Origin of the sequence: Shewanella inventionis (assembly GCF_019931735.1) — a bacterium.
Classification (GTDB): Bacteria; Pseudomonadota; Gammaproteobacteria; order Enterobacterales; family Shewanellaceae; genus Shewanella; species Shewanella inventionis.
Genome location: NZ_CP082926.1, coordinates 2,770,545 through 2,785,394, shown reverse-complemented (window position 1 = coordinate 2,785,394; position 14,850 = coordinate 2,770,545). Strand labels below are relative to the sequence as shown.

Annotated in this window: 14 protein-coding genes; 2 read left to right on the top strand and 12 right to left on the bottom strand. The window is 43.1% G+C overall.

What is annotated here, in order from left to right:
* Positions 1-54 precede the first annotated feature (54 nt).
* Entirely contained in the window at positions 55-1,812 is a 1,758-nt protein-coding gene (locus K8B83_RS12385; RefSeq protein ID WP_223417364.1) for an acyl-CoA dehydrogenase C-terminal domain-containing protein, read from the bottom strand.
* 235 nt (positions 1,813-2,047) lie between these two features.
* On the opposite strand from K8B83_RS12385, the gene K8B83_RS12380 reads away from it, so the two are divergent.
* Positions 2,048-2,992 (top strand): hypothetical protein, encoded by a 945-nt coding sequence (locus K8B83_RS12380; protein ID WP_223417363.1) that lies wholly within the window; start codon positions 2,048-2,050, stop codon positions 2,990-2,992.
* A 73-nt stretch (positions 2,993-3,065) separates the two neighbouring features.
* On the opposite strand, the gene K8B83_RS12375 is transcribed toward K8B83_RS12380, so the two are convergent.
* From K8B83_RS12375 to aroA, 9 genes are all read right to left on the bottom strand, one after another.
* Positions 3,066-3,617 carry a DUF2058 domain-containing protein gene (locus K8B83_RS12375; RefSeq protein ID WP_223417362.1) on the bottom strand — a complete coding sequence of 184 codons (552 nt, stop codon included), beginning with the start codon at positions 3,615-3,617 and terminating at the stop codon, positions 3,066-3,068.
* Positions 3,618-3,642: 25 nt separating this feature from the next.
* Complete coding sequence (locus tag K8B83_RS12370; protein ID WP_223417361.1) at positions 3,643-4,470, bottom strand: SDR family oxidoreductase; 828 nt, start codon at positions 4,468-4,470, stop codon at positions 3,643-3,645.
* A 48-nt stretch (positions 4,471-4,518) separates the two neighbouring features.
* Complete coding sequence (gene pyrF, locus K8B83_RS12365; RefSeq protein WP_223417360.1) at positions 4,519-5,217, bottom strand: orotidine-5'-phosphate decarboxylase; 699 nt, start codon at positions 5,215-5,217, stop codon at positions 4,519-4,521.
* A gap of 54 nt (positions 5,218-5,271) precedes the next feature.
* Entirely contained in the window at positions 5,272-6,432 is a 1,161-nt protein-coding gene (gene lapB, locus K8B83_RS12360) for a lipopolysaccharide assembly protein LapB (protein WP_188740492.1), read from the bottom strand.
* A gap of 1 nt (position 6,433) precedes the next feature.
* Positions 6,434-6,730, bottom strand: a complete 297-nt coding sequence (locus tag K8B83_RS12355) for a LapA family protein (RefSeq protein WP_223417359.1) — start codon at positions 6,728-6,730, stop codon at positions 6,434-6,436.
* Positions 6,731-6,851: 121 nt separating this feature from the next.
* Complete coding sequence (gene ihfB, locus K8B83_RS12350; RefSeq protein WP_188740494.1) at positions 6,852-7,139, bottom strand: integration host factor subunit beta; 288 nt, start codon at positions 7,137-7,139, stop codon at positions 6,852-6,854.
* Between the two features lie 76 nt (positions 7,140-7,215).
* Positions 7,216-8,883 carry a 30S ribosomal protein S1 gene (gene rpsA, locus K8B83_RS12345; RefSeq protein ID WP_188740495.1) on the bottom strand — a complete coding sequence of 556 codons (1,668 nt, stop codon included), beginning with the start codon at positions 8,881-8,883 and terminating at the stop codon, positions 7,216-7,218.
* Positions 8,884-8,997: 114 nt separating this feature from the next.
* The gene (gene cmk / locus K8B83_RS12340) at positions 8,998-9,687 is read right to left on the bottom strand and encodes a (d)CMP kinase (RefSeq protein WP_188740496.1); all 690 of its coding nucleotides are present in this window, start codon (positions 9,685-9,687) and stop codon (positions 8,998-9,000) included.
* Between the two features lie 178 nt (positions 9,688-9,865).
* The gene (aroA, locus tag K8B83_RS12335; protein WP_223417358.1) at positions 9,866-11,146 is read right to left on the bottom strand and encodes a 3-phosphoshikimate 1-carboxyvinyltransferase; all 1,281 of its coding nucleotides are present in this window, start codon (positions 11,144-11,146) and stop codon (positions 9,866-9,868) included.
* Positions 11,147-11,561: 415 nt separating this feature from the next.
* Between aroA and K8B83_RS12330 the strand changes: the two genes are divergently transcribed.
* Positions 11,562-12,755, top strand: a complete 1,194-nt coding sequence (locus K8B83_RS12330; RefSeq protein WP_223417357.1) for an amino acid aminotransferase — start codon at positions 11,562-11,564, stop codon at positions 12,753-12,755.
* An 85-nt stretch (positions 12,756-12,840) separates the two neighbouring features.
* Here K8B83_RS12330 and K8B83_RS12325 read toward each other — a convergent pair whose 3' ends face one another.
* Together K8B83_RS12325 and K8B83_RS12320 are read right to left on the bottom strand one after the other, a co-directional pair.
* Positions 12,841-14,625, bottom strand: a complete 1,785-nt coding sequence (locus tag K8B83_RS12325) for an FAD-dependent oxidoreductase (RefSeq protein WP_223417356.1) — start codon at positions 14,623-14,625, stop codon at positions 12,841-12,843.
* A gap of 2 nt (positions 14,626-14,627) precedes the next feature.
* Positions 14,628-14,843 (bottom strand): 4Fe-4S dicluster domain-containing protein, encoded by a 216-nt coding sequence (locus tag K8B83_RS12320; RefSeq protein ID WP_223417355.1) that lies wholly within the window; start codon positions 14,841-14,843, stop codon positions 14,628-14,630.
* Positions 14,844-14,850: the final 7 nt, after the last annotated feature.

Here is a 14,850-nt window from a genome sequence, read left to right as displayed (position 1 = left end):
ATGACTAATATAGCGTGACTAATTTAATGTGACTATCTTCGATGCCATCGATGCTTAGAACATCTCAGCTGGCATCGCCATAATAGACTTATCACCTTGATTAACTTGCGATAAATGGTATTGCGACTTGCTCAGCAACTTGTCCATATAAAAATCGGCTACATACTGCTTTTGCGCGGCAAAGGTGTTGTCTTCATGGTTTGAGGCTTTATCTGCCATCAATAACCAGAAGTAACCGTAAAGCGCATAACCAAAGGCATCTAAGAAATCGACCGCGCAAGCGTTAACCAGTGCAGGTTGGGTTTTCTTATTATCGTTAATGTAATTGGCTGTGACTAATAACTCAGAAAATACCTGACTGACAGTGGCTTTATGTGCTGGGCTAGCCTGAGTTAACTCAGCAAGGCTTGCATTAACATCAGCAACAAACTCAGTTAACGTCGCTACATTATCGTAGGTAATTTTACGCCCTAAAAAGTCAATGGCTTGTATACCGTTTGTGCCTTCATAAATTTGGGCAATGCGAGTATCACGAACAAACTGCTCAATACCGGTTTCGCGGATATAACCATGGCCGCCAAAAACTTGCTGCCCCATGATGGTTGCGTCTAAACCACGATCGGTTAAAAATGCTTTTGATACTGGGGTTAATAAACCTACGTATCTTGCTGCTTTAGCTTGCACATCACCGCTGGCGTATTTTGCTAAATCTAATTGCTTACCTGTATACACAGACAATGCACGACCGGCTTCTGTCATGGCGCGAATGGTTAATAACATACGACGCACATCACCGTGCACAATAATAGGGTCAGATGTTGCACCAGTTGCAGAACCTGCAGCCGCAACACCTTGTAGGCGTTCTTTGGCGTAATCACTGGCCAATTGATATGCAGCTTGGCTATTGCCAAGGCCCTGTAAGCCTATGGCTAACCGCTCGTAGTTCATCATGGTAAACATGCATACTAAACCGCGATCGGGCTCGCCTATCAAAAAGCCTTTTGCGTTGTCGTAATTCATTACACACGTTGCTGAGGCTTTAAGGCCCATTTTGTGCTCAATTGAGCCTACAGTAACCCCGTTTGGCTCACCTAAACTGCCATCTGAGTTAACACTGATTTTAGGTACAAGAAATAACGAAATACCTTTTGAGTTAGGTAATTTAGCCAACACGAGATGAATCACGTTTTCTGTTAGATCTTGATCGCCACCGGTAATAAAAATCTTGTTACCTGTTATGGCATAGCTGCCATCATCTAATGGTTCAGCCTTGGTGCGGATCCCTTTAAGATCAGAGCCAGCATGCGGCTCTGTCATGTCCATTGCGCCAGCCCAGTGGCCAGAATATAAATTAGGTAAATAGGTTTGTTTTAAGTCATCACTTGCGTGGGCATGGATACACAAAGCCGCGCCCGCTGTAAGAGAATTATATAAGGTAAAAGCGTTACAGGTGCTGTAGCCCATTTCGTCAACTAATACCCCAAGCATTTTCGGCATGCCCATGCCGCCAAAATCAGCTTCGCCGCACAACCCTACCCAGCCGCCTTCAGCAAACTGGTTATAGGCCTCTTTAAAACCGTCTGGGGTAATAATGTCGTTGCCAGAGTGAACAACACCTTGCTCATCGCCATTGCGGTTTAAAGGTTGCAGTAGATCACGGCTAATTTTGGCTGATTCATCTAAGATGGCTAACGCAGTATCCATGTCTACCGTTTCTGCCATTGCTGGAAGTTGCTGCCAGGTTGTTGGCGCATCAAAAACGTTTTCTAGCAAGAATTGCATGTCTTTTAATGGGGCTTGATATGGATACATAGGGCTCTCTTAAAACGAATAATTAAAACAGTTGTTTTAATTTATACTAAAGCGTAACAAAAAGAAAAGGGTTTTTAATCTATAACCTTTATAAATGTGACCTTTTAACGTTTCGCTGAGATTATCGACATAATACAAGATCAATGAGTTACAATTGGTTACTCAGTAGTGTCATTCGCTTTAAGTGATGATGAATACCCAATGATGTCGATATGTCAAAAGTGAACTCGAAATAATGCCGTTTTCAGAGAACCCCATCGCAGCTAAACCCAATAATATTCAACCTTACCAAAATGTTACCATTATTGGTAATGGCCAAGGAGAGTGGCAACCTGCTGAGAACGGTCACACCATTGTGTTTAATACGACCCAACATCAAGCAGACAATGTCATCAATATTTGTAATGGGCCTTATGCAGAATCAAGCCATGCTTTTGCAGTAAGCAACAGCCCTGATAATAGCCAATTAGTGGCGCTATTAACCCAAGTAGCACAAACCCTCGAACAGCAATTGCATTGTTGGCCTTCATCAGGGCTCGTCACCAGTTTTTTAATGACGATTGTGGCATCACAAGTCTCCGTACAACGTATGTCGCTAATGCCGACATTAAGCCGCGCATCATCTTTAGCTGCCGATGAGTATTTGCCTTGCATGGTTCATAATTGGCTAGGGGAGCGAAGACTTGCACTGGGATTACAGCTTACAAACCCGCATATTTATTGGCCGGAGTTATTCATTGATCAAGCATCTATTCCTGCTGAACTTGATACTCAATCTGAACAACCTGACATTAACCCATTTGAAGTGTTATTGAGTGATTATATTCGCCGCAAAAATAGCGATGTTAAGCCGACATATTATGTAGGCACATCTCAGGCTTTGGCTTTACAAGTGACTTTTGAGCGCCCTGCGCAGCCCGATTTACAATATGCATTGTTAGCGGCGTTAAGTAATTTACCCAGCGTGCATTGGTTGTCGTATGCGACACAAGATGACCTCATTACTGCTGAAGCGCTGTTTTATAATGAGCACCCGCAAACACAAGCCAGTTATTGGTATTTAGTGGATTACCAGGCATCGCAGTTTTTAGATAACATTCGCCATCACTTGGCATACTGCCAGCAAGTGTTAGCGTTAACGGCAAAATCAACTACAGAAAACGATTCAAAATTATCGTAAGCAAATACGGTAAGCGGGTATCAATATTTTTACATAAAAAAGCCTCTGTAAAGAGGCTATTTTAGGATATTCATTACCACATTAAGTCATCTGGGATGGCGTAATCAGCATATGGATCGTCGGCATCACTGACCTGCTCTACAGAATCTTTAGCGGCTTTATCCCATAAGTATCCACACCATTGTGGCACCAGTAATTTAACTCGTTCAGCCAATTTATGAGGCACTAAATAGCTTTTATCGTCATGACGCACAATACCTAATGTGCCGTTAAGCAATTCAGCTTGAATTTTATCGGTAATGTACAAAGAGTAAATTTTGTTTTCTAAGGTGTAGTTAAACTTAATTTCCGCATCTTTAGGGATGTTAATGGCAAATTTAGAAAATTCAGTAATTAACCCACGAACTTGGCCCTTTTCTGATGCTTGTGCAAAGCGCTCTTCATTTAACGCTTTATCTTTTTTAGCCTGCTGTAATTTTTGCTCTGCAATTTGCTTTTTAAGCTCGCCGCTGCCGTCATCGACCTTGGCTTTTTTATCGCGACGTTTTTGAGTTTTCACGTCTCGTACTTTTTGTTTGCTGGCAAGACCGGCCTTTAATAATTGAACTTGTAATGCATTTGCCATGATTATTACCTTTAAAAATGAATATCTATAAGCCTTGTTTGGCACCTAAATCGCCTAACTCAGTCATTGCAATACTGGCTCCACCTAATGACCAGCCGCCATCTACTGGCAAAACCACACCCGTAATATATGATGCCATATCAGATGCTAAAAATAAGGCTGCATTGGCGATATCTTGCCCTTGACCATTACGTTTTAAGGGCACGCTGTTCGCCACCCGTTGTTGTAATTCATCGCTTGGCGCTAAACGATTAAAGCCTTCGGTATCGGCAATAGGCCCTGGCACAATGGAGTTAATTCTAACACCTTCAATGCCCCATTCTAACGCTAATGTGCGCGTTAACATATCTACACCCGCTTTTGCCGCGCACACATGAGCTTGCAGTGGCATGGCGATAAACGCTTGTGGAGCTGAAATTTGGATAATACTGGCAGTAGGCCTTTTTAACAAAGGATAGGCTTGTTTTAACACCTGAAAACTGCCAATTAAATCGATATCGATGACTGATTTAAAGCCATTAGTTGATAGTTTAGCTGCGCTGGCAGGGAAATTACCGGCTGCGCCACTAATCAGTACATCAATATGGCCATAGTGTTTGACTATTTCTGCAAAGCCCAATGTTAATGCGTCATTGTCACGCACATCAAAACTGACACCCAAATGTGTACCATTGGCATTGGCTTGATTTAACAAATCAACGGCATTGTTTACTTTATCAATGTTTCGACTGGCCACAGCAACATTAGCCCCTGCCTTTGCAAAGGCTATTGCGACGTTGAGGTTAATACCCGAAGTACCACCGACCACCACAACATTTTTGTTGGTATAGTTAAACGCAGATCCATTCGACATAGTTTTCATTCCTGTTGTTTGTTCTTTTAATTCAACCTCATGGCAGTATTAAGCTTGCAGCGATTGGTGTATTGCAGTTAATGCCGCTAAAGGATCTGCCGCTTGAGTAATAGGACGGCCAATCACTAGGTAATCAGAGCCTGCTGCAATGGCTTGTGGCGGTGTCATTACACGATGTTGATCGCCTGCATCGCTTCCTGCTGGGCGAATGCCTGGGGTAACTAAAGTAAAGTCTTGCCCAAATGTTGATTTAAGTAATTTAGCTTCTTGAGCCGAGCACACCACGCCATCAAGCCCTGCCTGGTGAGTCAGTTTAGCTAAACGTAACACATGCTCAAAGGCTGGCACATTAATGCCAAGTAAGGCTAAGTCTTCATCAGACATAGAGGTTAATACAGTTACGGCGATTAATAATGGCGCATCTTTACCAAAAGGAGCTAACGCATTTTTAGCCGCTTGCATCATAGCTAAACCGCCACTGGCGTGCACATTGGTCATCCACACACCCAAATCAGCTGCGGCAGCAACCGCTTTGGCTACGGTATTGGGGATGTCGTGAAATTTTAAATCCAGAAATAAGTCAAAATCACGGCTATGAATGTCTTTCACTAATTGTGGGCCAAACAGGGTAAACATTTCTTTGCCGATTTTTAAGCGGCACATGGTGGGATCGAGTTTATCAATAAACGTCAGAGCGTCGGTTTTATTGTCATAATCTAGGGCAACTACAATGGGTTTATTAGTCATTCGGACTCCAGCGGCAATACATGTGTTAATTATTATAGAGTGTGTTAAGCAGCGTTATTCACCGTCCAGGCCTTTAATGCGTTTTATGCTGCCCCATTGTTTACAAGATGGACAATGCCAATATAAACCGTGAGATGGGAAACCGCAGGCAGTACAGCGATAGCTAGGACGGAATTTAATTTGTTGTTCAACAAGCTGTTCAAGCATTGATAGGCTTTGTTTTGCCTGGCCATCTTCTGCTTGTTTAATGTGTAATTTCATTAAGTGCTGAAAGCCTTTCATGGTGGGATGACGATATAAATTATCGAGCATCAATGATTCAGCACTCTGATGTTGGTTTAAGCTGATTTTATGTTCGGCAAGTGCAACCACAACACTGGCACCGGCACCGTCGGCAATCGCTTTAGCAAGTAGCTCTTGAAACCCTTGTGGGTCTTGAGTATCTCGATACACCTGCTTTGCGGTTGGCACCACGTCGGCAAATAAATCAATATCTGCTGTGATGAGTTCTGATATGGCTTGCTTACATAAATCAAATTGGCCTGCATCTAGGTAGATTTTGGCAAGTGTTAACCAGGCTCGGCCGCATTTATTATCTTGTTTGATGGCTTGTTGCAGCTTTTTAATTTTATCGTTGTCACTTTTTGCCTCATCGGCTAGCTGACAATAAAAATGTGCGGTGGTGCCTTTAAGTGCCTGTTGGCGTTTACGCGGTAATCGTTTGGTAATATCAATGGCGTTTTGCCATTCTTTGGTGACCTGGTAAATCAGGATAAGTTGCGTTTCGGCTTCTTCACTGTGTTCATCTTGGCTAACTAGGTTAATAAAGATCTCTTCTGCGCGGTCGTAAAAACCGGCCGCCATGTAATCTTTACCCAACTCCATCATCGCGATATCGCGCTGTTCATTGGTTAGGCTTGGACGTGCAATTAAATTTTGATGAATGCGAATGGAGCGGTCAACTTCGCCGCGTTTACGAAACAATGAGCCAAGTGATAAGTGAGTATCTATGGTTTCATCATCAACATCTAACATACTGATAAAAAGATCGACGGCTTTATCAGACTCATTAGACAGTAAAAAATTAAGCCCAGTAAAATAATCTCGGCTTAACTTTTTACTTTGCTGGCTATCGCTATGGCGAATACTGCGTCGCCCCATGTACCAACCGTATCCGGCGGCAATGGGCAATAGCAAGAACAAGATTTCTAGCATACTAGACTGCTTGATCCTTAGGCGTTACATCGATGTTTATTGCATCCACTTCGGTGAATTTTTTTAATGCTTTATTACTTTTACGTAATGCCAGTTTAAGTTTAATGATGTGATAACTTGCAAATACCCAGCTAATTAAAAACCCACTAAAAAAGACCGTAGCAAGTACAACAGGTAAACGATATTCACCCTCAGCAACAAAGTAACTCAACGTAACCAGCTGTTCGTTTTTTGCGCCAAATAATAAAGCTAAAACAAACAGTAATCCTATTAGTATTACAACAATAAAAGATTTCACGCTATTCTCCATGTTTACGCATCAATATAATGATTATCCAAGAAATTTACCAAACTGACCAGCATTGACTTTGATTAGATACAAAAAAGCCTCCAAAAGGAGGCTTTTTTAAGAGCGTTAATTAAGCATTAACAGCATCGACACGTTCGCGCAGTTCTTTGCCTGGCTTAAAGTGCGGTACATACTTGCCTTCCAATTCAACAGAAGTACCTGTTTTTGGGTTACGGCCCGTACGAGGTGCACGATAGTGAAGAGAAAAACTACCAAATCCACGGATTTCAATACGATCACCGGTTTCTAATGTTGTCGCCATTTGCTCTAACATTTCTTTGATTGCACTTTCCACTTCTTTTGCAGACAATTGCGACTGCCTAGTGGCGAGTTTTTCGATCAGTTCAGATTTTGTCATCTTAGCTATCCTATATTATCAAGCCAAACACAGTCGCCTAATGGGGAACAAGTCCCCATACAACAGACGATCTCGATTACTTACGAGCTGCTTTGAAAGCTTCTGCCATCGCGCTGCTCATTACAACGTCATCTTGCTTGTTCAGAGTAGCAATCGCTTCTTTCTGTTCAGCTTCATCTTTCGCTTTGATAGATAAGCTGATAGAACGGTTCTTACGATCTACGCCCATGAACTTAGCTTCGATTGCATCACCTACTGAGTATACAGTAGATGCATCTTCGATGCGTTCTGCAGAGATGTCAGCTACACGGATGTAACCTTCAACAGTTTCTGCTAGTTCAACTGTAACACCTTTTGCGTCAACAGCAGAAACAGTACCGTTAACTACGGTGCCTTTCTTCTTGTCAGCTAGGTATGCGTTGAATGGATCATCTTCAGTTTGCTTAACACCTAAGCTGATGCGCTCACGCTCTGGGTCTACTGAAAGAACTACAGCGTGGATTTCGTCGCCTTTCTTGTATTCAGACACTGCATCTTCGCCAGTACCGTTCCAAGAAATGTCAGATAAGTGAACAAGACCATCGATTCCACCGTCAAGACCGATAAAGATACCGAAGTCAGTGATTGACTTGATCTTACCAGATACTTTGTCGCCTTTGTTAAACTTAGTTGCGAAGTCATCCCATGGGTTAACTTTACATTGTTTTAGGCCTAGAGAAATACGACGACGTTCTTCATCGATGTCTAGTACTAACACTTCAACTTCATCACCTAAGTTAACAACTTTAGATGGGTGAATGTTTTTGTTAGTCCAATCCATTTCAGAAACGTGTACTAAACCTTCAACGCCTTCTTCGATTTCTACGAAGCAGCCGTAGTCAGTTAGGTTAGTAACGCGACCAGTTAGCTTAGTGCTTTCTGGGTAACGTTTGCTGATTTCTAACCATGGATCTTCGCCAAGTTGCTTAAGACCTAGTGATACGCGAGTACGCTCACGGTCATACTTAAGAACTTTAACGTTGATTTCGTCACCAACATTAACGATTTCAGATGGGTGCTTAACACGTTTCCACGCCATATCAGTGATATGTAGTAGACCGTCAACGCCACCTAAATCTACGAATGCACCGTAGTCAGTAAGGTTCTTAACGATACCCTTAACTGCTTGGCCTTCTTGTAGATTTTCAAGAAGTGCATCACGCTCTGCACTGCTTTCAGATTCGATAACTGCACGACGAGAAACAACAACGTTGTTGCGCTTCTGGTCTAGCTTGATAACTTTGAATTCTAATTCTTTGTACTCTAAGTGAGCGGTGTCGCGAACTGGGCGCACGTCAACTAGAGAACCTGGTAAGAAGGCACGGATACCGTTTAATTCAACAGTGAAACCACCTTTAACTTTACCATTGATGATACCGATTACAGTTTCAGCATCTTCGTACGCTTTTTCTAGAACGATCCAAGCTTCATGACGCTTAGCTTTTTCGCGAGACAATTGAGTCTCACCAAAGCCATCTTCAACAGAGTCAAGCGCTACGTCAACTTCATCGCCTACTTGAATTTCTAAAACGCCTTGAGCGTTTTTGAATTCGTCAGCAGAGATTGGGCTTTCAGACTTAAGGCCTGCGTCAACAAGTACCATACCGTTTTCGATGGCAACAACTGTACCACGAACGATAGAACCTGGACGGAACTCTAGGGTTTGAAGGGATTGTTCAAATAGATCAGCAAAAGATTCAGTCATGTTTTAGGTTACTTTCATTAAATAAACCACCATCCATCCTAGATGTGGAGTCTAGTAATATTATTTGTGTCATCCTTAACACAAATACCTACTGCGTAATAATCGACGATTCGACTAAGCGACAGTAATTTTTTGTTCGACGTATTCAAGCACGCGCTTTAATACATCTTCAATGCCTATACCGCTTGTATCAATAACAAGTGCATCTTCAGCGGGAACCAACGGCGAGGCGGCGCGATTGATGTCGCGGTCGTCACGTTCAATAATTTCAGCTAAAAGGCGATCGATTTTAACATCGAAGCCCTTGTCCTGCAACTGATTATAGCGTCTTTGAGCTCGTTCTTCAGCGGAGGCCGTTAAAAAGATTTTTACCGGCGCTTTGGAGAAAACCACCGTGCCCATATCACGACCGTCGGCGACTAATCCTGGTGCGGTACTAAACGCACGTTGACGACGTAGTAATGCCTCACGCACTCGAGGTAATGCTGCAACTTTTGAGGCTGCATTTGAGCATTCTTGGGTACGAATGGTGGTTGTAACGTCTTCACCTTCTAAAATCACCTTAATGGCATCGTTTTCAGTACCCGTTAAAAATTGTACGTCAAGATGGGCTGCTAACAGCGTTAAGGCTTCTTCGTTTTCTAGTTCTACATCATGGTGAATAGCGGCTAACGCTAGCACACGATAAATTGCACCGCTGTCTAATAAATGCCAGCCTAAATGCTGCGCCAATAATTGACAGATTGTCCCTTTCCCTGCACCGCTAGGGCCATCAACTGTGATCACTGGAGATCGCTCTGACATAATTTCCTCCGAAAATAATCTATCGTCCCTGAAAAAGATAAAGGGTCATCAAAATAAGCGCGCGCATTGTATAACAAAAATGTGTTAATTACTGATGAATTTTTGGATATTAAAACTAAGATCGCCCTTTTACGTTGTAAGCGAACGTAAAAGGGCGACAGTTAATCTGAAATATTGGCTATTTTGCTAATCCCGCAAATTGTTCAAAATAGTTAGGAAATGTTTTTGATGTGCAATCAGGATCATTAATTGTAATACCACAATCAGCAAAAGCCATCATTGAAAAACACATCGCCATGCGGTGATCATTATAGGTGTCAATGTCGGCAGTATTGAGTGTTTCTGGTGGTGTGATGGTAATGTAGTCATGACCTTCTTCAACCGTTGCACCTACTTTGCGCAGCTCTGTGGCCATTGCGGCTAATCGGTCGGTTTCTTTAATGCGCCAGTTGTAAATATTAGTCAGTTTGGTGGTGCCTTTAGCAAATAGCGCTGCGGTAGCAATGGTCATGGCTGCATCGGGAATGTGATTCATGTCCATTTCGATGGCGGTTAATGGCGATTTACGAGCAATGATGTGATCGTCACCCCACTCTATTTGAGCGCCCATTTGTGCTAACGCATCGGCAAATTTTACATCGCCTTGAATACTTAAACGCCCAACGCCAGTGACTTTGACTTCACCGCCTTGAATCGCGCCCGCCGCTAAAAAGTACGATGCTGACGAGGCGTCACCTTCAACTAATACTTTACCAGGTGATACATATTGCTGGCCGGCTTTAATCTCAAAGCGCTGATATTGATGATTGATCACGTCAACGCCAAACTGTTTCATTAATGCAATGGTGATGTCGATATATGGCTTAGACACCAACTCGCCTTTAATTTTTATGTTTACGCTGTCTTTGGTGAGCGGCGCAACCATTAACAAGGCGGTTAAAAACTGGCTTGATAAATCGCCTGCAATTTCAACATCACCACCACTAAGGCCGGTAGCGTTAATCGTTAATGGCGGAAATCCTTCATTTTTAAGGTACGTTACATCAGCCCCTAATTGACGCAAGGCATCCACTAAGTCGCCAATTGGGCGCTCTTCCATGCGCGGCTCGCCTGTAAGGGTAAACTCTCCCTCGCCTAATGTCAGTGCGGCACATAATGGACGCATTGCAGTACCGGCATTACCTAAAAATAAGCTTTGTGCAGTAGTTGACGAAATTGGCCCACCATTACCTTCAACCACACACACGGTTTTATCGTCACTTAAGCTGTATTGAATACCTAACTGTTTGAGTGATGCCAACATATAACGAATGTCGTCTGAGTCGAGCAAGTTGGTGAGTGTAGTTGAGCCTTTGGCTAGAGTGGCTAACAATAATGCCCGATTGGAAATACTCTTAGAGCCAGGAATATTAATTTCGCCGTTTATGCAGGTAATTGGATCAAGACGCAGTTGCTTCATTCGCTTTCTTCTTTTTTGCTACAGATTAAGTTCAGGTTAATCTTGGTGGTAAACATCACTCAGTTATGGCCAAACAGCGTAAATCAAGTGGCATAAATTCATTACAGTGTTCATTCAGTGTAAGCGACGCAATCATGCTTATAAAATACGGATCGCCACCGTGATATCAAGCTTAACATTGATTATTTATGTCGTTAACACCGTGATTACGCGTTAATGTCGAATAAACACTGTAATGGAGCACCATTACAGCAGATAATCTACCGAGATAACAGCATTATTTGCCCGTTCAATTAACTTTCCAATTGAAATAATCTCAACTGGCGATTAATTATCTTATCAGACAAGAATGACTTTAACTCTGAGTTTAAAGCGCGTTATGCTTAGACCAAATAGTAAATATAAGGTTCTACTCATGTTTGATACTCTCAAAGCACTACCTGCTGATCCTATTTTGGGTCTGCTGACACAATACCGAGAAGACAGTCACCCTAACAAGGTGGACCTGGGTGTTGGGGTTTATAAAGATCCTGCTGGCCATACTCCGATTTTGGATTGCGTTAAAGCGGCTGAAAAAATCCGTCTAGACACAGAAACAACCAAGGTCTACATCGGCCCAACGGGCTCTGTGCCCTTTAATCAATTAATGGGTGAATTAGCCTTTGGCGCTTCTCACTCGGCATTAATCGCCAATCGTGTCAGAACGGTATCAACCCCTGGCGGAACTGGGGCGTTAAGAGTGGCAGCTGATTTTATCAAGCGCTGTAACCCTAACGCAGTATTGTGGGTGAGTGACCCAACATGGGCCAACCATACCGGGCTTTTTGAAGCGGCGGGTATTAGGGTAAAAACCTACCCATATTACGATTACGACACCAAGAGCCTTAAATTTGAGCAAATGATTGCCACGTTAAATACCATTGGTAAAGACGACGTGGTGTTACTGCACGCATGTTGTCATAACCCAAGTGGTATGGATTTAACCACAGCGCAGTGGGATGAAGTGGTTAAGGTGACCGTTAAGCAAGGATTTACACCGCTAATCGACATGGCTTATCAAGGCTTTGGCGATGGTGTTGATGAAGATGCTTACGGTGTGCGTCAAATGGCTGCGGCAGTTGAAAGCATGATTTTATGCAGCTCATGCTCTAAAAACTTTGGCTTATACCGTGAACGTATTGGCGCATGTTCAATTGTGGCTAAAGACAGCGCAACAGCCGATATTGCTCAATCTGTATTGTTGTATGTTGTTCGTTGTATCTATTCAATGCCACCAGCCCATGGCGCAGCCATTGTTGAAACCATTTTAGGCACACCTGCACTTAAACAACAATGGCTTGAAGAGCTTAAAGTGATGCGCGACCGCATTAACGGTAACCGTGAAATGCTGGTTAAGCAGTTAATTGCTAACGGTGTTGACCGTGATTTTAGCTTTATTGCTCAGCAAAAAGGCATGTTTTCATTTTTAGGGGTAAGCCCTGAGCAAGTAGCCACTTTAAAGCAAGACTTTAGTGTGTATATGGTGGGTTCAAGCCGAATTAGTATTGCCGGTATTAGCGAAACTAACGTTGATTATTTGGCCAAATCAATCGCAGCAGTCATTAAATAACCTCTGGTTATATTGACTCAAATAATAAAGCCGACTCCTTGCACAGTCGGCTTTATTTTGTCAGATTAGCAATGTCCAAAAGCAGTTAAAAATTGGGCCAGCTTTTAAAAGGTTGTTTTTCTAACACCATGTTGCCTGCGTCATCTTTATAAATATTGATCCACGCTTGCCAATTTTCATAATCAATGTCTGGACAATCTAAACGATAATGGCTGCAACGGCTCTCTTTGCGCATAATGGATGCTTTGAGTTTCATCTCTGCGGTGATGATCATGTTTTCCGTTTCGTGAGCTAGCCTAAGTGCATGTAAATCATCTGCCATTAACATAGGCACATGGTGCTCATAGAGCTCCTCAACATAGGCTAACGCGGCTTGCATCATGCGTTCTTTTTTAATGTATAACACAAAGTTGGGGATCATCACGCCTTGTAACACTTGAGTCACCCAGGCTGGGCTATAACCCCGCTTACGTGTTAATGGTGCCAGAATTTGCTGATTAACTAAGGTTAAGTATTGCTCTGACACATCTTGTTTTCCTTGTATTGCTAAGCTGTCATTTGCCGCGGCTGCGCCTGCAATAGCACCTTGTACAGCCGAACCCGCTAACGACGAACCTATTTGAGTATAAATACCACCGGACATGTAAGATCCTAAGGCATCACCCGCGGCATACAAACCCGGTATAGTTGATAAACCTTGATCATTTATCGGTACTAATCCTTCTGACTTATGAATAGCCATACCGGCACTCGAACCGCCAACCTGCTCGCCGCCCATGCCCGGTGGGCCTGAATGGCCTTTACTTGACACTAAACTGCGTAAAAAACCTTGTTCTGGTGGTTTGGGTGGCGGGCCTGATTGTCTAAATGCCGGTGGCACATAGGGACCAGCAGGATAATTCTGCCCTTGCTGTGCAGCCATGACATTATTATCTCGTTGCATACCCGGACCTTCAGGTCTTGGCGGCCTCATGACCACTGGTGAGCCCTGGGTATAAGCAAGGTAGTTGAGATCGACCCCCAAATGATGATTAATGGTGACCGAGGTGACTGATGGCTTTTCTTCCACTTGGCCGTGCCAATTATCATAACTTGAGCCTGAGTTTTTAGCTGAACCTGGATGGCCATCGTTCCATTCTTTACCGGTCACTTTAGCCCCAATTTTATAAGCCATAATGGTGCCGTCATGGGTTAAATCACTCACGGGGAACCCATTGGGTTTAAAACCACCCGCTCCTGTACATAGCACCACGCTTTTAGCGTGATAATGAACAATTTTCAGTTCATCTAAACTAAAACCCGACGCCCCCACCACTCTGCCATCCTGTTTTAATAAATGGGTGATCATGATACGTTCATTTACAGGAATATTTCGCTCGTTAATCGGCTTCATAAAACTGTGATGATACAGCGCTGAATCGAAAAATCCCCATGAGGTTAACTCCTGCACTCTAGCATAAGAATGCTCGGCTAATTGCCTTGTAAACACAGGATTATTTGTCTCAATTGCAGACTCCGTAACTTGAGCTACAAATTCGTCAATGGTCACGCTTGCATTGGCTTTATCGTAACTAAAAATCCCTTTTGCAAAAGGGGTGAGTCCCGAACTGCCAACACGTCCTTTTGATACCATCATGACGCTGGCTCCTGCGTCGTGGGCTTTAACCGCCGCAAATAATCCGGCCATGCCACCGCCAATCACCAATACATCAGTATGATGGTGTTCAACAGTAAAATTGTTGCTGTCAATTTTGGGCTTATTTTCTTGAGCCGGTGCGTCAAACCCCATATTGGCAAATGCTGCAGCCCCTGCAATACCGCCCGCAATACCGATAAACTGACGACGAGATAAGTGAGCATTAAATGACATAGTTACCTCCACGAGACCATAACTGGAATACTTTTCTCAGGCGTGATTGTGATAGCCCCTACAGGGCAATACAGTCTGCATAAATGACAAATTTGACAATCTTCTGGGTAACGTATTTCAGCTTTATTGGTTTGTTTATTCATGTGGATCACATCGGTTGGACAACTTTTAACGCAAGCCTCACAACCGATGCAGCCAGATATTTGCTTGATTGGCATATTGTTT

Coding starts and splice junctions, on each gene's coding strand:
- K8B83_RS12385 (WP_223417364.1), bottom strand. CDS start 1,812: ATGTATCCATATCAAGCCCCATTAAAAGACATGCAATTCTTGCTAGAA.
- K8B83_RS12380 (WP_223417363.1), top strand. CDS start 2,048: ATGCCGTTTTCAGAGAACCCCATCGCAGCTAAACCCAATAATATTCAA.
- K8B83_RS12375 (WP_223417362.1), bottom strand. CDS start 3,617: ATGGCAAATGCATTACAAGTTCAATTATTAAAGGCCGGTCTTGCCAGC.
- K8B83_RS12370 (WP_223417361.1), bottom strand. CDS start 4,470: ATGTCGAATGGATCTGCGTTTAACTATACCAACAAAAATGTTGTGGTG.
- pyrF (WP_223417360.1), bottom strand. CDS start 5,217: ATGACTAATAAACCCATTGTAGTTGCCCTAGATTATGACAATAAAACC.
- lapB (WP_188740492.1), bottom strand. CDS start 6,432: ATGCTAGAAATCTTGTTCTTGCTATTGCCCATTGCCGCCGGATACGGT.
- ihfB (WP_188740494.1), bottom strand. CDS start 7,139: ATGACAAAATCTGAACTGATCGAAAAACTCGCCACTAGGCAGTCGCAA.
- rpsA (WP_188740495.1), bottom strand. CDS start 8,883: ATGACTGAATCTTTTGCTGATCTATTTGAACAATCCCTTCAAACCCTA.
- cmk (WP_188740496.1), bottom strand. CDS start 9,687: ATGTCAGAGCGATCTCCAGTGATCACAGTTGATGGCCCTAGCGGTGCA.
- aroA (WP_223417358.1), bottom strand. CDS start 11,146: ATGAAGCAACTGCGTCTTGATCCAATTACCTGCATAAACGGCGAAATT.
- K8B83_RS12330 (WP_223417357.1), top strand. CDS start 11,562: ATGTTTGATACTCTCAAAGCACTACCTGCTGATCCTATTTTGGGTCTG.
- K8B83_RS12325 (WP_223417356.1), bottom strand. CDS start 14,625: ATGTCATTTAATGCTCACTTATCTCGTCGTCAGTTTATCGGTATTGCG.
- K8B83_RS12320 (WP_223417355.1), bottom strand. CDS start 14,843: ATGCCAATCAAGCAAATATCTGGCTGCATCGGTTGTGAGGCTTGCGTT.